Consider the following 18,631-nt stretch of genomic DNA (forward strand, 5'->3'; position numbering starts at 1 on the left):
CTGCACTGCGCTCAAGTTTTTCACCGGAAAGGCACAGTTATGCACAGAAGCGCGCAAGCGATGGGATATTTCACCTGCTCAAAGTAGAAAATCGTAAGTCATTGAATTTATAGAGAAAATTTCTGACTTTATGTAGAGAATTTCCTAACGTTTTGATCTAGCGTAAACCTTCTCCACGGTCAACTTTTCCATTTTCCACAAAGTTTTCCACAGTTTTCCACAGCTTCTCGACAAGGTACCGGATTGTCCCACTGCATCCTGCAAATCGCGCTCGACACGCCGCTCGACAGCCTGTTCGACTACCGCTGGGCATGCGAACCCGGCAGCGAGCCGGAAGTCGGGCAACTGGCGCTCGTGAACTTCGGGCGGCGCGAGGCGGTCGGGCTGATCGTCGCGGTCAAGCACGAGACGGACGTCCCGGCCGACAAGCTGAAGGATGCGCTCGCCGTACGCAGCCAGTTGTCTCCGCTGCCGGAGCGGTGGATCGCGCTGGCGCGCTTCGCCGCCGCGTACTACCACCGGCCGCTGGGCGAGGTGGCGATGCCGGGCTTGCCGAAGAATCTGCGGCTGTCGACCACGGTGGCGCTGGACCGGGCGCTGAAAAAACTGAACAAGGTCGAAGACGCCCACGATCCCACGCCGGCCGATATGCCCGTCCTGAACGCGGCCCAGCAGCAGGCGGCGGATGCGATCGGCGGCGCGCAAGGATTCAGTCCGCTGCTGCTGTACGGGGTCACGGGCAGCGGCAAGACCGAGGTCTATCTGCAGGCGTGCGCCCAGGTACTCGCGCGCGATGAAGACGCGCAGATCCTGATCCTGGTCCCCGAGATCAACCTGACGCCGCAGCTGGAAGCGAACATCCGCGCGCGCTTCCCCGGCGTGATGCTGGCCACGCTGCACAGCAGTCTCTCGGAAGGCGAGCGCATGCTGCACTGGCTGGCCGCGCACACGGGCCGCGCGCGCATCGTGCTCGGGACGCGGCTGGCGATCCTCGCGTCGCTGCCGAATCTGAAGATGATCGTGATCGACGAGGAGCACGACCCGTCGTACAAGCAGCAGGAAGGCCTGCGCTATTCGGCGCGCGACCTGGCCGTGTGGCGCGCGCGCCAACTGGGCATCCCCATCGTGCTGGGCTCCGCGACGCCGTCGCTGGAAAGCTGGCACCACGCGCAGACGGGCCGCTACCGCAGGCTCGAACTGCGCGAGCGCGCCGTGCGCGACGCCGTACTTCCGCGCGTGAAACTCATCGACATGGAGCGCGACAAGCCGAAGGAGGGCCTCACGTCGGCGCTGATGCAGGCGCTGCGCCTGCGCATGGAACGGGGAGAACAGTCGCTGCTGTTCCTGAACCGGCGCGGCTATGCGCCCGTGCTGTGCTGCGAGGCGTGCGGCTGGATCAGCAACTGCACGCGCTGCACGGCGTTCATGGTCCTGCACCGGCCGGAGCGGCGGCTCCGCTGCCACCACTGCTCGCTCGAACTGCGCATTCCGCACGCGTGCCCGACCTGCGGCAACATCGATTTGCAGCCGCTGGGCCGCGGCACGCAGCGCATCGAGGAAGGCCTGCAGGCGCTGTTCCCGGACGCGCGCATCCTGCGCATCGACGCCGATTCCACGCGCCGCAAGGGCAGCGCGCAGGAGGCGTTCGACACGGTGCACCGGGGCGACGTCGACATCCTGATCGGCACGCAAATGGTCGCGAAGGGCCACGATTTCAAAAGGCTGACGCTCGTCGGCGTGCTGAATCCCGACACGGCGCTGTTCTCGCAGGACTACCGCGCCAGCGAGCGGCTGTTCGCGCAGCTGATGCAGGTCGCGGGCCGCGCCGGTCGCGCCGGATTGGAATCCGAGGTGCTGATCCAGTCGCGCTACTGCCAGCATCCGCTGTACGGCGCCGTGATGCGGCACGACTATGACCGCTTTGCCGGCAGCCTGCTGGAAGAGCGTCACCAGGCGGCGCTGCCGCCCTACATGTACCAGGCGCTGCTGCGTGCCGAGGCGCCCGAGCTGGCGACGGCGATCGAATTCCTCGGGGCGGCGCGCGACGCGGTGCCGTCGGACACGGTCGTCATCAACGAGCCGATCCCGATGACGATGACCCGCGTGCACAACGTCGATCGCGCGCAGCTGCTCGTCGAATCGAATTCGCGGCCGGCGCTGCAGGCGTTTTTGACCGAGTGGGTCGACGTGCTGCGGGCGATGAAGTCGCGGGTGCGGTGGTCGCTGGAAGTCGATCCTCTTGATATTTGAGGCATGTGCCGGTTTCCCTGGAAAAGAAAAGACGACGGCGTGGCTCTATTACCAGGGCACGCTCTGAGCGCAAAATGAAATGCCTTGTAATTGGATTTTACAATTACCCCGTCACTATCTGTCGAGAGTATTTACACTAAATCAGGAAGCGCCAAATCCAAATCAGCAAGCACTTGATTTCATTGAAAATTTAAAATTGGCATGGTAATTGCTGAATCTCAATTCGCAGTAAAGGGAGTCTTGATTACCAACCGAATGGAGAATGATATGTCTAGTGCACTGTATCGAGTCAAAAGAATGCTCGGATCATTCATGGTGATGCTGGCGACCCTGTTCGCGGCTCAGTATGCCTCAGCAGGTGCTGTTTTCCTGATCGGGAGCGATGCGATCGGCTTTCACGGCGACGCGAGTTTCGTCAATCCTGTCATCAACCAGCTTGCGGCCTCGGACCCTTCGAAGCCGGTTCTATTTTTGAACAACGTGGGGCGCACGTCGGTAAATTACACCGCAGGTACTGCCCTGATCGACTTCCAATCGTACGGGTTCCTGACAACGGCAAACCTTGCCAATTACAGCGGTGTGTACGTCGATTCACCGTATAACTGCTGCAGCGATGCCGGCCCGTTCATGACCCCTGCAGATAGCACGAAACTCGCTGCTTTTGTCGCGGCCGGTGGCAGCCTCGGCGTGGGTGACTATCAAGGTGATTCGTTCTGGGATGCCACTTTGGGCTTTTCCGGCAGCCCCGGCGTAACTGTTCCCGGCCCCACCTGCGTCGACCCCGGCGTTTCCACCGCATCCGGCCTCGCCTTCGGATTTGCGCCGTCGTATTCTGAAGGGTGCTTCGTGCATCAGGAATATGATCCCGCATTCTGGTCTGCCCATGGTTATTTTGCGCTGCAGGTGACGGACAGTGGCAGCTGGGTCACGATGGCGGCGGGCTTCGTGGAGCCGGGCACCGTGCCCGAACCGGCAACGCTTGGCCTGCTGAGTGCTGGTTTGATCGGCCTGGGCTGCGCGCGCCGTCGTAAATCCGCTTGCGTCTTGTAATATTCAAAGCGGTGAAAATCGCATAAAAGCCTGAAATCCATCGAAGACGATCTTTCCCCCCCCAGAATCCGTGATTCGGGGGGAAAGAGCCCGAATAGTAATCTGCAGCTTTTCCTTTGTTCCTCCCTGCATGCCCCGGCCTCGCGCTGTCGAGCCATCAGCGGAAACTCCGAAAATGGCGTATCGTCATGGGCGAACCAAAGGAGTGGAGATGCAAAAAATAATGGTCGACGTGGCCGTAATCGGCGCCGGCACGGCGGGGCTGGTCGCCTACCGCGCCGCGAAGGCGCAGGGGGCGCGGACGGTGCTGATCGAACGCGGCGTGTACGGCACCACGTGCGCGCGCGTGGGCTGCATGCCCAGCAAACTCCTGATCGCGGCCGCCGAGGCTGCCCACATGCTGCACCTGGCCCCCCAGTTCGGCGTCCATCCCGGGACGACCCGCATCGACGGCGTCGCCGTGATGGAGCGCGTGCGGCGCGAACGCGACCGCTTCGTCGGCTTCGTGGTCGACGGCGTCGACGCGATGCCGGATGAAGACAAGGTGCGTGGCCATACCCGCTTCGTCGATCCGCACACGCTGCAGGTCGACGACCACACGGAGATCGACGCCCGCCGCATCGTCATCGCCACCGGGTCCAGCCCCACGCGCCTGCCGACGCTGGAAAATGTGGGCCCCGGCGTGATCACGAGCGACGACGTGTTTTACTGGAACGACCTGCCGCGGTCCGTGGCCGTGATCGGCACGGGCGTCATCGGCCTGGAAATCGGCCAGGCCCTCGCGCGGCTGGGCGTGCGCACGCGCGTGTATGCGCGCGGCGGCAGCGTGGCGCAGTTGTCCGATCCGGTCGTGCTCAAGACGGCGTCGCGCGTGCTGTGCGAAGAACTCGACATCCATTTCCAGTCGCGCATCCTGAAAGCGGAACAGGACGGCGACGACGTCGTGCTGACGACGGGCCGCCACGACGAGGCGATCACGGAACGCTTTCAATACGTGTTGCAGGCGGCAGGCCGCACGCCGAACGTGCACGACCTGGGCCTGGAAAACGCCGGCATCGCGCTCGACGCCAGCGGCGTGCCGGTCTTCGACCCGCGCACCATGCAGTGCGGGAACAGCCACATTTTCATCGCGGGCGACGCCAACCAGGAGCGCCCCGTGCTGCCGGAAGCGGCCGACCACGGCAAGATCGCGGGCGACAATGCCGGCCGCTTCCCGGACATCCGCCCCGGCCTGCGCCGCGCGCCGCTGACGGCCGCGTTCACGGAACCGAACATCGTCACCTTGGGCGCCAGCTACAAGGCGCTGTGCGCGCCGGGCAAATCGAAGTTCGCGGTGGGGCAGGTGTCGTTCGAGAACCAGGGCCGCAGCCGCGTCATGTTGCAGAACAAGGGCATGCTGCGCGTGTACGGCGAATACCGCACGGGACGCTTCCTCGGCGCCGAGATGATCGCGCCGCGCGGCGAACACATCGGCCACCTGCTCGCCTGGGCCGTGCAGTCGCGCCTGACGGTGGACCAGATGCTGGAGATGCCGTTCTACCACCCCGTGATCGAGGAGGGCGTGCGCACGGCGTTGCGGGATCTCGCCGCCAATCTCGCGAAGGGAGAAAGCGATATCGATCCCGACGAGGTGGAACCCGGCACGTAGGGTGGGCGGCCTCCGCCCACGCGGATGCGGACATTACGCGTGGGCACGTATCATTTGAGGCCCCCGGCCTCAAATGCCCACCCTGCGAACGCATTTACGCGATCGGGCGCGTGCGGTGCCGTTTCATTCAATTCAAGAGCGAAGCGTCCAGCTTCCCTTCGGACGCCAGTTGCCGCACGATCTTGATCGTATCGATGTCGGCTTCCTGATACGCCGACTTCTTGAAATCCTCGTACATGCGGCCCGTCTCGTCGGTCGCCGACGCATTGCCGTCGTCGTACAGGAAACGCACCCACAGCACACCTTCGGACGGCGCCTCGATGGTCATGGTCAGCAGCGACTGGGCAATATCTCCCTGCGCCGGCACTTCGTAGCGCACTTCGTGCAGCGGGTGCAGGACCACCTTGTCGTCGATGACGAGGTCGCCGTAGCGCAGGCGGCGCATGAAGCTGCCGCTTTCGCGCTCGCTGATCGTGCATTCGTCCAGATGCGGCACGAACATCTTCGGATCTTCGGCGCGCAGCACGAGGCCGCGCCACAGTTGTTCGCGTGTCATGGTGTCCGCCAGCGGATTCAGCGGGTCGTTAATCTCGATCAGGTGTTCAAATTTCATGTCGTATCCCTCGTTGGCTGCTGCCCGGTCATGTTAGCGCATGCGTGGCGGGACTGATGCAAAAGGCACATGTGGAGGCGGCTTGCGGTTTACTCAAGCGGCGTCGCCGATTCGACACGAACGTTACGCATGAGGTCCCAGCTTCGCTACAATGCTGGGCTGTCCTCTCCAATATTTCCAATGTCCAACACCCCGAACTTCGGCCTGAACGGTCCGCAAAGCGAAGCCGTGCTCTATCTCGACGGTCCGTGCCTGGTGCTGGCGGGCGCCGGGTCGGGCAAGACGCGCGTCATTACGCAAAAGATCGCCTACATGATCGAGCACCGCGGCTACGACCCGCGCACGATCGCGGCGCTCACCTTCACGAACAAGGCCGCGCTCGAGATGCAGGAGCGTATCGCCAAGCTGCTCAAGCAACCCAAGCAGGCCAAGCAGCTGACGGTGTCCACGTTCCACTCGCTGGGCGTGAAAATCCTGCGCCAGGAAGCGGCCGGCGTTGGTTTGAAGGACAAGTTTTCCATCATGGACAGCGACGACTGCTACACCATCGTCTCCGACCTGGCCGTGACCACCGACAAGCAGGAAATCCGCCGCATCCAGAACGCCATCTCGCTGTGGAAGAACGGCCTCGTCGACCCCGAGGACGCGATCCGGGACGCACGCGACGAGGACGAGGCCCAGGCCGGCCGCATCTACCGCAGCTATGTCGCGACCCTGCAGGCCTACCAGGCCGTCGACTTCGACGACCTCATTCGCCTGCCGGTGGAATTGTTTCGCAATAACGAGCCGATCCGCGACCGCTGGCAGCGCCGCCTGCGCTACCTGCTGATGGACGAGTACCAGGACACCAACACCTGCCAATACGAACTGGTCAAACTGATGGTGACGGGCCTGGGCAAGAAGCCCATGTTCACGGCCGTGGGCGACGACGACCAGGCGATCTATGCGTGGCGCGGCGCGTCGGTGGAAAACCTGCGCACGCTGCAGACGGACTTCCCCGACCTGAAAGTGATCAAGCTGGAGCAGAACTACCGCTCCACGACGCGCATCCTGCAGGCGGCCAACGCCGTCATCGGCAACAACCCGAAACTGTTCGAAAAGTCGCTGTGGTCCGAGCACGGCTTGGGCGAGCCCATCAAGGTTCTCGGCATGCCGAACGACGAGACGGAAGCGGACCAGATCGCGATCATGATCTCGGCCGACCATTTCCAGCGCAAGAATAAATGGTCCGACTTCGCGATCCTGTACCGCGGCAACCACCAGGCCCGCGTGATCGAGCAGGCGCTGCGCAAGGAGCGCATCCCGTACACGATCTCGGGCGGCCAGAGCTTCTTCGACAAGGCCGAGATCAAGGACATCATCGCCTACCTGCGCCTGATCGCGAACCAGGACGACGACCCGGCCTTCATCCGCGCCATCACCACGCCCAAGCGCGGGGTCGGCATGACCACGCTGGAAAAGCTGGGCGAATTCTCGCGCCAGTGGAATTGCTCGCTGTTCGAGGCGGCGCGCAAGGGCGGCATCGAAGCGCTGCTGCAGGAGCGCCAGCTGTACCCGCTGCGCGAGTTCTGCCACTGGATCGACGAACTGGAATCGCGCGCCACGCGGCCCGGCCCGTCGGGCAGCGGAGACAATGCCGCCGAGCTCATCGACGACATGATGAAGGAGATGAATTACGAGCACTACCTGTACGAAAACTTCGACGACAGGGCCGCGCAGGGTAAATGGCAGAACGTGCTCGAGTTCCTGAACTGGCTGAAGGAGAGGGGCCGCGGCGGACGCGACCGCGACGGTGAAGAGAAAAACCTGCTGGAACTGACGCAGATGGTGGCGCTGATGTCCATGCTCGAGGGCCAGGACGAGGAGCCGGACGCCGTCCGCATGTCGACCCTGCACGCCTCCAAGGGCCTCGAGTATCCGCACGTCTACCTCGTCGGTTGCGAGGAGGGCATCCTGCCGCACAAGGGCGATCCGGACGACCCCGTCGAAAAGATCGCTGCCCGCATCCAGGAAGAACGGCGCCTGATGTACGTGGGCATCACGCGCGCCCAGCGCAGCCTGCACGTCACGTGGTGCAAGAAGCGCAAGCGGGCAGGCGAGCTCGTGCATTGCGAGCCGTCGCGCTTCATCAAGGAAATGGCACTCGACGTGGGCGATGCGCCGCCGAAGGAAAACGAAGTGCTCACGCCCAAGGAACGTCTTGCCAGCCTGAAGGCGTTGCTGGCCACGCCGAAAGTGTGACGTTCACCCGCAGGGGGGGCGCACGATTGAAATTCTTATTTGACTTCAACTGTTGCGCGGGAAATACTTTCATGAATCAATTTTCAAGCAGCAAGCATCGTTAATTTCATGGCTACCGTATCTGACATCACGACCACGCCCGTGTCCGGGTTGAACCACATCGATGCCCTGCTCGATACCGGTCCAGACTGGAACTATTTGACGGATGAATTTGGAAAGCCCGTCTATCAGCTGACTTACACGTTTTCCATCGCGTCCGGTAACGAAGATCCAAAAGATACGCAAAAGAATTTCACTGGCGCCCAGCAGATATTCACCGCTACACAGCAACAGGCTGCTCGAGCCGCCTTTGACTATCTCAAGCAAGTCACGGGCATCGAGTTTGTCGAGACCCCCATAGGTAGCGATGCGCAGATTCATCTGTCATACGCTAACCTGATAGCCACGAACGTGACCGGCCTGTGCAGCTGGCACAGCAGTTTCACAAACTATCAAAGTGGCCAGCTGATGACTTACGACGCGGACGCCTACGTCTACCTCGACAACGACGCGACCTGGGGCGCACAGAACGCGAACCTGAGCAAAGGCGGCGACGGCTACGAGACGCTGCTGCACGAGCTGGGCCATGCGCTGGGTTTCAAGCACCCGTTCTATGAGCCTGACTACACAGGCGACAACAAGGCCGTGCTGCCGGACGCACAGGACAACACGGCCTATACCTTGATGTCCTACGACGCCAATGGCGGCCCGTACGCGACATACCGCGACTACGACCTCGCCGCATTGCACTGGCTGTACGGGGACGATGGCCTCGGTGGCGCGCAAGGCATGAACTCGACCGGCGGAGGGCGCTATATCACGGGAACCGGCGGTACGGACACCCTCACCGGAACGAGCGCCGATGACAAGCTTGCAGGAAATGGAGGAAACAACATGATCGACGGAGGAGCAGGAAACGATACCGCCGTATTCAGCGGCGCGCGCATCGATTACACGTTCACGAAGCTTGCCGACGGCGACTTGCGGGCCGTCGACAAGACCGGTACCACGACATTGCATTCGATCGAACTGATCCAGTTCGGCAGCAGCAAGGCCGTCAGTGCCAGCACGGTCCTCAGCAGCGACACGACGCCGCCCGGCGCGCCCGTGATGGCGGTCACCCGCAACGGCGCCGGTTATGCGCAGGGCAGCCAGCCGTACGTGAGCGGCACCGCGGAAGCCAATGCCGTGGTCAAGATCTACACGGCCAACAACGTGCAGGTCGGAACCGCCCAGGCCGATGCGAAAGGCGTGTGGAGCACGAACCTGAGCCCGTTCGCCGACGGGCTCGGCTACACGATCTACGCGACCGCCACCGATGCGGCCGGCAATACCTCGACGCACAGCGGCACGGCGACGTTCAACGTCGACGCGACTCCGCCCGTCATCCCGACCTTCAGCATGCAGTACGCGTCGGGCGACAACATCGCCACATTCAGCGGCACCGGCGAAGCCGGCACGCTGATCCAGGTCGTGCGCGCGGGGGCGACCGTCGACGACTACATCGACATCGCCACCACCACCGTCCGCCTGGACGGCTCGTGGTCGGTGACCACGTCGCCGCTGCCCAATGCCGGCTACCAGGTCAACGTCGTCTCGTCCGACAAGGCGGGCAACGCCACCGCCAGCTTCAACAGCGCAACGTTCACGGTGGCGAACAGCGCCTTCCAGGGCGGTACGGCCAAGGACGACGTGATCAAGGTGACGACCGCGAACGGCGGTCATGCGATCGACGGCGGCGCGGGGCGCGACACGGCGGTTATTGCGGGCAAGTTTGCTGACTACAAGGTGGTCAAGGAAACCTGGGGCTACGGCGTCACGGACAAGCTGGGCAGCGGAGGACACGATTCGCTCATCAACGTCGAGCGTCTGCAATTCAACGATGTCAATGTCGCGCTGGACATCGATGGTCCCGCGGGCCAGGTCTACCGGCTGTACAAGGCCGCGTTCGACCGTGAACCCGATCCCCAGATCAATTACTGGATCGATCGGGTCGACCATGGCCTGCAACTGGAAGACATGGCGAAGGAGTTCATGACCAACCAGCCCGAGTGGGACAGGATGTACGGCAAGACCCCGTCCAACGCGGACTTCCTGACGAACCTGTATGCCCACGTCCTGCACCGCGGGCCGGACGGCGAAGGTTACGCATTCTGGCTGAATGCGCTGGACACCAAGATCGCCACGCGCGAACACCTGCTCGCCTTCTTCAGCGAAAGCCCGGAAAACCAGTTGCAGGTGATCGGCTCGATCGAGAACGGCTTTACCTATACGCCTTTCGGCGCCTGACGCCGATGCACGCAGAAGGCCGCCGCGACTGGCGGCCTTTTTTTCGCCCACGTATCATGCAGCTTTTACTTCACCGGACATCCACGTGAGCGACGAGAACCGTTTCATCGACATCGAAATCAAGCTGGCCGACCAGGAAAACCTCGTCGATACCCTCAACCGCACGATCTACGAGCAGGGCCGCCGCATCGACCAGCTGGAAGCCATGGTGGCCAAGCTGGCCGACCACGTGCGCGCGCTGCGTGACGCGGGGCAGGGCCCGATCAACGACCGGCCGCCGCATTATTGACGCATCACCGGCAGTCCATATCGATTTTTACAAGATGTCACCCGCGGTCCTTGCCTAATCTGTGATTTTTTTGGCGGGGGGCTGACATGATGGCCATACGGAGTCTCGGGACGAGTCCGCGCGCGCTGCCTGCGCCTTGGGAAGCGCGTCCCCGCGCGGCGCGTTGCCCGGACAGGTTCGAGCTGAACGTCGCGACCGCCTATCACGACCGCCCGGACATCCTCGCGGCGTGGCACCGGATGCTGGCTGCGGCGGCCGGTCCGGAAACGCTGTACCAGTCGCCCCAATTCTTCAACCACCTGATCGACATGGATCAAGGGCGGGACGCGAACCATGAATTGTTCCTCGTCCGCCGCAGTGTCGATTACGCGATCGTCGGCTTCATTCCCGTGCGCATCCTGCCGTGCCGGATCGCGTTCCATGCCGGCCCCGTGCCGCTGTTCGGGCGGACATTGCGCGCCTGCCAAATCCTCGGCAGCGTTCCGTTGCTGGACCCGGCGGAACCGGGCCTCGCCGAATTCATCGCGCGGCAGCTGCTCGTCCGCTTTGCGCAATGCCACGTGCTGTACCTGCAGGCCGTGCCGCAAGATGGCTGGAAAGGCATCGCGGGCGTGGCGGCGTACGTGCTGAACGGCTGGCGCGCGTGCCATACGCAGCCGCTGCCGGACGGCGTCGACGCCTATTTGAAGCATTTCAGCGCCAAGAAGCGCTACAACCTGTCGCGCCAGGTCCGCCTGCTGACGGAAGCGGCCGGCCCGCTGCACGTGCTGCGCATCGACCAGCCCGGCCAGGTCGGGGCCATGCTGGACGCCATGGTCGCCACCGACGCCTCCCGCGCCGCCGGGCGCGCCGGGGAGCAGGCGCGCCTGCAGAGCCTGGCGCGCCATGGCCTGCTGCTGTCCTACGTGATCCGTTGCGGCGAGAACGATGTCGCCGTCGTGTACGGCATGCGCTCGGCGTCCGTCTGGCATGTCTACAAGATCCTGTGCCGGCAGGACTATATGCATCTGTCGGTCGGCACCAGCGCGATCCACCTGGCCGTGCAGGACGTGCTGGCCCATTGCACGTTCGACCATATCGACTTCGGCTACGGCACGCCGCACGCGGAATTCCGCTCCACGCACGTGCTGGAGACGCGCGGCCTGGTCCTGCTGCACCGCGCGCGCAGCCGGACGGCCTGGCTGCTGAACGTCCACGGCCGGTACGATGCGCTGAACGGCGCGCTGATCCGCCAGGTGAAGCGGTTCCGGAAATGACTGTTATAGTGGCGCACCTCCACCTCAATCCACGATGACTCATGAGTGACAACGCCCCCAGCCCGGAATTCTTCGACCGCGCCAACGCCCTCATCAACCTGGCGAACGACCAGTGCGCGTCGACCCATCCGAGCGAAGTCAGCGCATCGACGCTGTACGCCTCGGCGCGCTTCAACGCCTTCATCGTCGCGGCAACAACCGGCAACGCGGAGACCATGACTTCGGAAAAGGCGCGGGCGCTGGAGTATTTCACCGACCAGTTCCGCAAGATGATGGAAGCGAATCTCGACGATTTCATCGAGAACTTCGACACCTACATGAAGCGGGCGGACAAGTAAGCGCCTTGCGCTCTACACATGGCCGCCGCGTGCGGCCATTTTCTTGCGCAGGGAAATGGCGTTCAAGCGGTACGCCCGTGGTGGCGGCTATCATGATGTCATTGTGAACTGAAGAGGTATCGATGGTGCAATTCGAATTCAGGCCGCAGTGGAAAGAGGAACTGCTTTGCTCTTGCGCCCTTGGTTCATTCACGTTGGACATGCCGATGGGCGTCATGTCCGTGTACCTGCCAATCAAGGCGTGTTGGCATGAAGTTGCGCCACCATGGGCATCGGAACTTTGGGACACGTTGCACCAGCAATTGCGAGCGTGGTGTGAGGAGAGAAACATCCCTCTTTATTTTTGTTAGTGCCACAACAATTACCACAAGGACTTCGTATGAAACCTGCCGAATCGGTACAAGCATTCCGGGACTTCGCTGCATCAAAAGGCATTGATTTGAATGCGTCAACGCCCCGAGTAGGCATCGAAGCAATGCTTGAGTTTCGTGCCCAGGCCGGATGCGTTGCATGTTCCGATGATATCTTGCTGTACCAGTGGGGAACCTACGACTGGGGAAACGGAAAATACTTCGAACTTGACATCACGCGTCAATTCATCGAAGCAGAGCTCGAGGATGACGGCGCGATCAGCCAGCTGAGTCTTACATACAAGTACCAGCCAGGCGCTGAGCTGGATGCGCTCGGAACGAGTAACTGCTGGGAGGATGCAACACCGGACTTTCGCCGGTTCATCCTTGAGTCCGCTTCATTTATTTCGGTTGCAGACGCAAAAGCGGAGCAGATCGATCTCCGCCATTCTTACGTATAACGTTCACGAGAAAAGAGATGGGCAAAAACCGGCTGGAAGCCTTCAGCGACGGCGTCATCGCCATCATCATCACCATCATGGTGCTGGAACTCAAAGTCCCGCACGGCGCCACGTTCGACGTGCTGCTGCCGCTGTGGCCCGTCTTCATGAGCTACGTGCTCAGTTTCATCTACGTCGGCATCTACTGGAACAAGCTCCAATATTGGAGTTACCCCGCACGGACGAGCGTTGCAAAATAGCAACTCCAGTGCACAGGAGACATAAATTTCCTTGCATTGCCCTTTTGCAACTTGGTTCGGTATAAGATTGTAATTTCCCTAACCATTAAATCAACATGATAGTTCGCGAATATATTATTTGTGATACCTGTCAACATTCGCACATGGCGCGTATTCAGGTAGGACATGGAGGACGTCAGGAACATTCTTTCCTGTGCGTTAATTGTAAAGAACCTATTCGTCTCGCAATGGACGTCGATAACGAAAATGTTACTACTTCGGTGCATTTGCTGTCGAACTGTACTCCAGGCGCAGGGGAAAATCCGACTCCCGTATATCTAAGCTCGGACTTTGTGGCAGACGAAAATAAAATCAATGATCCATTTTATTTTGGATCTTTTGATTTTTTTAATTCGGTTGCGGCTTCCGGTCAAATTAAAAACATGCTTAGTCCCGTTGACGGAGAAACGAAAAGTATTCCGGAAGCTTGGGGGAAGTTGCAAAAAATATGGCGTTTAGAGAATTCTAAACAATATAAAATTTCCACACCTCTTAATATTGCCTTTGCAAAAGAGTTTAATATTGAGGCGGCAGGCCTTCGAGATAACTTGTGGGCCTTTTTAAACTCAACTTTCAAGCTTGACAAACCATTAATTGACGAGTTGAGGGAAATCGCATTGGGAAACCAGCCAGAATTTCTCCGGTTTCTTAATTTTTATCAAATGGAATTGCGACCTAATCATCGGCGCAGTCAGTTCGACATAATTTCCGATTATTTTGATAACTACAAGGCATACTCTCAAGTATTTCCATACGTCAGGACGGGTATGCCACTGCCTCCCTCCGCAAGAGCAACCTCTACAAATTTTGTAAGCATAAAATCGTTTTATGCAAAGGTTTATGAGTTTTATGCTGGCGCGATTTGCATATATACATGCTTAAACAATATCAAAGAAGGTAGGCCGTTTGATGAGTTGAAGAAAATAACATTGAGAGACTATCTTGCTACTGATAAGGCCAAAAGACGTATAAGCTTTTCATCGAACGAAGTATTTTCGGATGCCTCAAGCGAATTCGATAGTAAACTAAGAAATGCTTCCTATCATAATTGGTTTTTCTTGCGGGACGATAACAAAACAATCGAATTTCGTTCAGGTGGTACAGGTGCACTAGAAACCATCAGCTATACCGAGTATTTGTATAGGTGTGTTGTTATGCTTTCTCAATTTTGGAAATTATTTGCATTTGAACTAATTATGGATGGGATGGCTTGTGAAATGGCGTTGGTTACTCGTCTTCCTTCGAATGGTTAAGGAAATTTGATGGGGAAAAACCGGCTAGAAGCCTTCAGCGACGGCGTTATTGCCATCATCATCACCATCATGGTGCTGGAACTCAAAGTCCCGCATAGCCCCGATTTCCAGGCCTTGTTGCCGTTGTGGCCGGTGTTCATGAGCTACGTGCTCAGTTTCATTTACGTCGGGATTTATTGGAATAACCATCATCATTTAATCCATGCAGTGCAAGAAGTCAGTGGAGGTGTTCTGTGGGCCAATCTCCACTTGTTGTTCTGGTTGTCGCTGATCCCGTTCGTCACCGCGTGGATGGGCGAGAACCATTTCGAGACGGGGCCGACTGCGGCCTATGGATTTGTCCTGTTCATGTGTTCGGTGGCCTACCTGCTGCTGGTGCGGGAACTGATTGCCAATCACCCGAAGAACGCCAAGCTGGCCGAGGCAATCGGCAGCGATCGCAAGGGCAAGCTGTCGTGCGTCTTGTATCTCTGCGGCGTGGCCTTGTCGTGGTTCGGTGCCTGGCTCGGGTTCCTCGTCTATGCGGCCGTCGCCATCATGTGGCTGATTCCGGACCGGCGCATCGAGAAGAAAATAATCGAGCAAGAAGAGGATGAGCAGACGCCCGGTCGACCTTGAAACTAACGGCAGAGTGGGGGCAAGCAGACAGAAATTTTTACGCTACGTGCTTTCTGAATTTAATGTATTGACGCAAGCGCGATATGTGAACTACTTGACGGACTGGCCACAGGTACAGGCGAGTAGTGCTATAGGTCGCTGTCACTATTTCGAGGGTCAAATATTGCATTTCTCTGTTCCAAATGACAGAGAAAAGCGGTTGGGTTAAGCAAAACTACCTTTTTACGCCCTCCAGCAAATCAGAAATTTTCTTCCGTGTTCCCCTCCTGCCGGTGCTCATGCTCGATCATATCCTTTGAAGAACTGTACAAAACCTAAACCACCCTCTGCGATTTATAAGCACAAATTCATGATGGTGTCAAGATTTTTTTTGACGCAGCAGGAAACCTGTGCGAGAATGCCGTCTCCGAGTGACAGCGGCATCTAAATGTTGCTGCCCCTCGTATCAACTGCGGACTGCTTCCCAACAATGGACAGTTCGCTTTTTTTTACCCCTACGGAACTTGCTATGCACAAGAAAACCGACGCCGTTCACGGCACTTTTGTAAAGGATAAATATGACCCCCACTCCCTTGCTCCTCCAACACGGTGAGTATTCGCCGTTCCTCTCGTCGGACTTCTATGAAGCTCCGCAGTACAGCGCATACGTTCCCCCAACGCCAGTACCACCAGCACCCGCAGCACCATCGGCAAAGCGACGATCTAGTAAGAAGGCATCTCCCGAGCGACCAACCAGGGCTAAGCGCAGGGGGCGCCCACCTATCATTCAAACCAACACGCTCAAGCCCTACTTGCAGGACTACAGTTCTCCGGGACACGCGTTGGCGAAGCTTCCCAAACTTGGTCATATTGTTACCGGAGCTGTCAGCTTGGATTACGGCGACAATGCGAAGCCGTTAGGTGTAAAGACTGCACTCGTTCTCCTTCGGCGTCTCGACGTTATTTCAACGGAGACAGTCCTAGAGTACATGGCCCTGTCGCTGCGGCCATGCTGTGAGCGTCATGCACAGCGTCTGGCTCAATGTATACGAATCATCGAGCGAGCTGCGCGAGCAGCGAAAAATGAATGGCCTGCTCCCGGTCAGGTAGACGCAGCAGATCCGTACTCGACAGTGCACAGTATCGTGCCGTGCAGCGATCAGGGCTGCGCGATATGTAGACCTTCGGCTGAGGTTGAGCAAGCTTGGAGCCTCGCGGCAGCCGAACAGGATGACCCGACAAGCACCTCGGCGACAAGGAACTTCGAAGCGACCAGCGACGACAATTGGGCCGATTTGGAAGATGACCTCTTCGCTGCCGATTAAACGACACATATAAAAGCCGTGCGTTAGCGAGGCTAGTGCCCTCCAAAGTTGACACCCAGTGACCCGAGAGTTCTAGCCTAACTTCAAAACCGCACGAAGGTCAGGACATTCGTGTTCATCACCATCGCAGTATGCGGTTAGTGATGGCTGATTAAACGACACATATAAAAGGCCGTGCGTTAGCGGAGGCCAGTGTTCGATCAATCGCGGTAAGTGTCATAGGCACTAACATAATAAAGTGCCATAGGCACAGAGCGTCAATCCGGCCTATGGCGACCATGCGAAAGCAGCTTTTCTACTTTCCATTGGCCCGCTTCCACGGGCCCGTATTCTGTGCCTATGGCACCATTCAAGTATTGCTATCTATCCTCGCGCAGGCCCTGTGCCCATGGCACGTCGTGGTCATGCACAGTATAGGGTTCGTGCCATGGGCACAGAAAAAAGGCCCGTGGAAGCGGGCCAAAGAATAGAAAGCGGATGGCAGGAGGATATTCTTCGCTGATCAAGGCCGAAGGCCGGAATTTATGTCTGTGCCAATGGCACAGTTCAGCACGACGTTTGTTTGTTCGCGCTCCAGGACAAGAGGGGCGTACGGCCCCGCTTGCTCAAGAGTCCCATCGATGGGCCGGGAAGCAGAGTTGTTTGGTGTCCACCAATTAACTCGAAGGCGGCGACAATGCGGGGCTGAACTGGTACGCATAACGAATGCGCCCTTGCGTCAGACAATGAAGGTAATTGTCCAAAGCTGCACATGTAGGGTAGGACAACATCACGATAGCCTTCTGTTTGCAGGAGATGAGTTGCAATTTATAGGAGGTTTCATCGTTGACGCTTAAGCCCGAGTAGATTGGATACAGCGCGCCCCAGATCGCTTGTAAGCGGGGAAACCTATCGTTGAGCGTCTGCGCAGTTTGTAGTAACCGCCCGTTGGCGAGGTCTTCCACCGTTGCACGGGCAAACCAATGATCAAGCACGCTGCGTGTCGCTGTGCCGGGTTCGTAGTGCTCATCCAACACGTGCACAAGCTGCTCAAGGTAAAAATCGCTGTCAGTTCGGGCAGTCTGCAAATATGCCTGATCGTACATGTGCTTGTTCGTCGCTTGCTGAAGCAAAACTTGCCTGATAAGCACGAAGAGCGTCAAGGCAGTTAGGATCGGGCCATAGATGCCTGACATGGCCGACCCCATCTCGCTCCAGCGCGTATGGTTGGTACTTAGCTCGCCGCCAAATACATGCCTGTAGACGAGTATCGGTGCTTCCAGCACGAGTACCAAAGCGGCTCCCCACCAGCCGCGACGAATCATTGCCCAGAGTTTCCGCATGATGCATCCATAAAGTCTTGATGTGCGAATTGTCGCACCACTAGACCAACGGAAACATCAGTTGCAACCTGTGATGAAGTTCGAAAAAACACGGTGAGCTGGGTTAGAAGGTGAACGAGCGCTTGTACGTCAGGGGACGATTCTGCAAGTCCCGCTCCAGCACCTCACACAGGATAGAGCAGATCAGCGCCAAACGCGGGTATTCGTAATCGTAGAGTCCGACCTGATCGTATCGAGCGCTTTGAAAGAGGTAGCGAGAATCAACGAAGCCGTGCTTGTTCCGCTCTAGCAGCGTGTCAAGCTCTGGATCGAACTCCACACGAACATGTGAAGGTTCTAGCTCCCCGTGTACTTCCGTCAGTTGGAACGCCGATTCAATGCGTATGCGCATCTGCCCGGGATTTGCTCTGTCTCCCTCGTCATAGAGGCGAATGCAGTGTTCACGGAGCCGTTCAGGCAATGCGTTGAAGAGGGTTACAAGGTTGTGCTCCATTGGCACAGGCATACAAGCCCCGACCATGAACGCCTTCATGTAAAGCTCTAGAGCGAGAATTCGATTGGTCGCCGATGCAACGGATTCGTACATGTCGGGATTCTGGATTCCCTGCCTCTGCATCTTTGACGTAAAAACTGCGGACAGCTCGTAGTAAGCGTTTGCAGCGTCTAGGACGCTCCACGGGCTGTACTTCGATCCGTCAAATGGTTCACGCTTCTTTCCCATTGCTTCCCCTTATTCGGTACGCCTCACCTAGCTGCGTTTGTTGTGAACACTAACGATGGTGTAGCAAACCATTCCGAGTGCAGCTAACCCGCCTATCCACATCGCACCATGCGGGTATTTTTCGAATGCTTCAGGCAACGCTGCCAGAGCCGTTAAACACGCCGATATATCGAATTTGCCCATTCCTGGTCTCCATGCTGTAGGTAGCGAAGCGCTAACTGTGGGCAGAATTATTGCAGCGTTTGCGGTGCGTGAAACGAAGATTGGTCTTCATTCTGGCCCGTTTGCTCTTTATGACAGGGGGCACGAAG

Annotated in this window: 15 protein-coding genes and 1 pseudogene; 12 read left to right on the forward strand and 4 right to left on the reverse strand. The window is 58.6% G+C overall.

Annotation, left to right across the window (positions count from 1 at the left end; translation table 11 throughout):
* Positions 1-243 precede the first annotated feature (243 nt).
* From ACEN98_RS02410 to ACEN98_RS02420, 3 genes are all read left to right on the forward strand, one after another.
* Positions 244-2,250, forward strand: a complete 2,007-nt coding sequence (locus ACEN98_RS02410; RefSeq protein ID WP_413381132.1) for a primosomal protein N' — start codon at positions 244-246, stop codon at positions 2,248-2,250.
* 312 nt (positions 2,251-2,562) lie between these two features.
* On the forward strand, positions 2,563-3,300 hold the full coding sequence (locus tag ACEN98_RS02415) for a PEP-CTERM sorting domain-containing protein (RefSeq protein ID WP_413381134.1): 738 nt from the start codon (positions 2,563-2,565) through the stop codon (positions 3,298-3,300).
* 211 nt (positions 3,301-3,511) lie between these two features.
* Entirely contained in the window at positions 3,512-4,948 is a 1,437-nt protein-coding gene (locus tag ACEN98_RS02420) for a dihydrolipoyl dehydrogenase (protein WP_413381136.1), read from the forward strand.
* Between the two features lie 127 nt (positions 4,949-5,075).
* Here the strand turns inward: ACEN98_RS02420 and ACEN98_RS02425 are convergent, their stop codons facing one another.
* Positions 5,076-5,561, reverse strand: coding sequence for an SRPBCC family protein (locus ACEN98_RS02425; RefSeq protein WP_413381138.1), 486 nt, complete (start codon positions 5,559-5,561; stop codon positions 5,076-5,078).
* Positions 5,562-5,741: 180 nt separating this feature from the next.
* Here ACEN98_RS02425 and ACEN98_RS02430 point away from each other — a divergent pair, with 180 nt between their 5' ends.
* Complete coding sequence (locus ACEN98_RS02430; protein WP_413336819.1) at positions 5,742-7,802, forward strand: UvrD-helicase domain-containing protein; 2,061 nt, start codon at positions 5,742-5,744, stop codon at positions 7,800-7,802.
* 69 nt (positions 7,803-7,871) lie between these two features.
* Here ACEN98_RS02430 and ACEN98_RS02435 read toward each other — a convergent pair whose 3' ends face one another.
* Positions 7,872-8,222, reverse strand: coding sequence for a hypothetical protein (locus ACEN98_RS02435; protein WP_413386005.1), 351 nt, complete (start codon positions 8,220-8,222; stop codon positions 7,872-7,874).
* On the opposite strand from ACEN98_RS02435, the gene ACEN98_RS02440 reads away from it, so the two are divergent.
* The 8 genes and pseudogenes from ACEN98_RS02440 to ACEN98_RS02475 all read left to right on the forward strand — a co-directional run bounded on the left by ACEN98_RS02440 (position 8,112) and on the right by ACEN98_RS02475 (position 14,973).
* Positions 8,112-10,130 carry a DUF4214 domain-containing protein gene (locus ACEN98_RS02440; protein ID WP_413385941.1) on the forward strand — a complete coding sequence of 673 codons (2,019 nt, stop codon included), beginning with the start codon at positions 8,112-8,114 and terminating at the stop codon, positions 10,128-10,130. The genes ACEN98_RS02435 and ACEN98_RS02440 overlap by 111 nt on opposite strands.
* An 85-nt stretch (positions 10,131-10,215) precedes the next feature.
* Positions 10,216-10,419, forward strand: coding sequence for a SlyX family protein (locus ACEN98_RS02445; protein ID WP_413336820.1), 204 nt, complete (start codon positions 10,216-10,218; stop codon positions 10,417-10,419).
* A gap of 86 nt (positions 10,420-10,505) precedes the next feature.
* A complete protein-coding gene (locus tag ACEN98_RS02450; protein ID WP_413381140.1) occupies positions 10,506-11,675 on the forward strand; it encodes a GNAT family N-acetyltransferase in 1,170 nt (389 codons plus the stop codon).
* Positions 11,676-11,716: 41 nt separating this feature from the next.
* Entirely contained in the window at positions 11,717-12,013 is a 297-nt protein-coding gene (locus ACEN98_RS02455) for a DUF3144 domain-containing protein (RefSeq protein ID WP_413381142.1), read from the forward strand.
* A gap of 379 nt (positions 12,014-12,392) precedes the next feature.
* Positions 12,393-12,824: a hypothetical protein gene (locus tag ACEN98_RS02460; RefSeq protein ID WP_413381144.1), complete on the forward strand. Its 432-nt coding sequence runs from the start codon at positions 12,393-12,395 to the stop codon at positions 12,822-12,824.
* A gap of 17 nt (positions 12,825-12,841) precedes the next feature.
* Positions 12,842-13,015 (forward strand): annotated as a pseudogene (locus ACEN98_RS02465) (TMEM175 family protein); the annotation flags it as partial.
* A gap of 191 nt (positions 13,016-13,206) precedes the next feature.
* Positions 13,207-14,355, forward strand: coding sequence for a hypothetical protein (locus ACEN98_RS02470; RefSeq protein WP_413381146.1), 1,149 nt, complete (start codon positions 13,207-13,209; stop codon positions 14,353-14,355).
* Between the two features lie 9 nt (positions 14,356-14,364).
* Positions 14,365-14,973: a TMEM175 family protein gene (locus ACEN98_RS02475; RefSeq protein WP_413381148.1), complete on the forward strand. Its 609-nt coding sequence runs from the start codon at positions 14,365-14,367 to the stop codon at positions 14,971-14,973.
* A gap of 1,960 nt (positions 14,974-16,933) precedes the next feature.
* Here the strand turns inward: ACEN98_RS02475 and ACEN98_RS02480 are convergent.
* Together ACEN98_RS02480 and ACEN98_RS02485 are read right to left on the reverse strand one after the other, a co-directional pair.
* On the reverse strand, positions 16,934-17,599 hold the full coding sequence (locus ACEN98_RS02480) for a hypothetical protein (protein WP_413381150.1): 666 nt from the start codon (positions 17,597-17,599) through the stop codon (positions 16,934-16,936).
* 103 nt (positions 17,600-17,702) lie between these two features.
* Entirely contained in the window at positions 17,703-18,320 is a 618-nt protein-coding gene (locus ACEN98_RS02485; RefSeq protein ID WP_413381152.1) for a hypothetical protein, read from the reverse strand.
* Positions 18,321-18,631: the final 311 nt, after the last annotated feature.

This window comes from Massilia sp. CT11-137 (genome assembly GCF_047302885.1).
GTDB lineage: Bacteria > Pseudomonadota > Gammaproteobacteria > Burkholderiales > Burkholderiaceae_D > Telluria > Telluria orientalis.

What these genes read in the sequence shown, in the direction of transcription:
- ACEN98_RS02430 (WP_413336819.1), top strand. Translation starts at nt 5,742, where the DNA reads ATGTCCAACACCCCGAACTTCGGCCTGAACGGTCCGCAAAGCGAAGCC.
- ACEN98_RS02455 (WP_413381142.1), top strand. Translation starts at nt 11,717, where the DNA reads ATGAGTGACAACGCCCCCAGCCCGGAATTCTTCGACCGCGCCAACGCC.
- ACEN98_RS02435 (WP_413386005.1), bottom strand. Translation starts at nt 8,222, where the DNA reads ATGAATCTGCGCATCGCTACCTATGGGGGTCTCGACAAACTCGATGCC.
- ACEN98_RS02475 (WP_413381148.1), top strand. Translation starts at nt 14,365, where the DNA reads ATGGGGAAAAACCGGCTAGAAGCCTTCAGCGACGGCGTTATTGCCATC.
- ACEN98_RS02480 (WP_413381150.1), bottom strand. Translation starts at nt 17,599, where the DNA reads ATGCGGAAACTCTGGGCAATGATTCGTCGCGGCTGGTGGGGAGCCGCT.
- ACEN98_RS02485 (WP_413381152.1), bottom strand. Translation starts at nt 18,320, where the DNA reads ATGGGAAAGAAGCGTGAACCATTTGACGGATCGAAGTACAGCCCGTGG.
- ACEN98_RS02450 (WP_413381140.1), top strand. Translation starts at nt 10,506, where the DNA reads ATGATGGCCATACGGAGTCTCGGGACGAGTCCGCGCGCGCTGCCTGCG.
- ACEN98_RS02415 (WP_413381134.1), top strand. Translation starts at nt 2,563, where the DNA reads ATGGTGATGCTGGCGACCCTGTTCGCGGCTCAGTATGCCTCAGCAGGT.
- ACEN98_RS02460 (WP_413381144.1), top strand. Translation starts at nt 12,393, where the DNA reads ATGAAACCTGCCGAATCGGTACAAGCATTCCGGGACTTCGCTGCATCA.
- ACEN98_RS02420 (WP_413381136.1), top strand. Translation starts at nt 3,512, where the DNA reads ATGCAAAAAATAATGGTCGACGTGGCCGTAATCGGCGCCGGCACGGCG.
- ACEN98_RS02470 (WP_413381146.1), top strand. Translation starts at nt 13,207, where the DNA reads ATGGCGCGTATTCAGGTAGGACATGGAGGACGTCAGGAACATTCTTTC.
- ACEN98_RS02425 (WP_413381138.1), bottom strand. Translation starts at nt 5,561, where the DNA reads ATGAAATTTGAACACCTGATCGAGATTAACGACCCGCTGAATCCGCTG.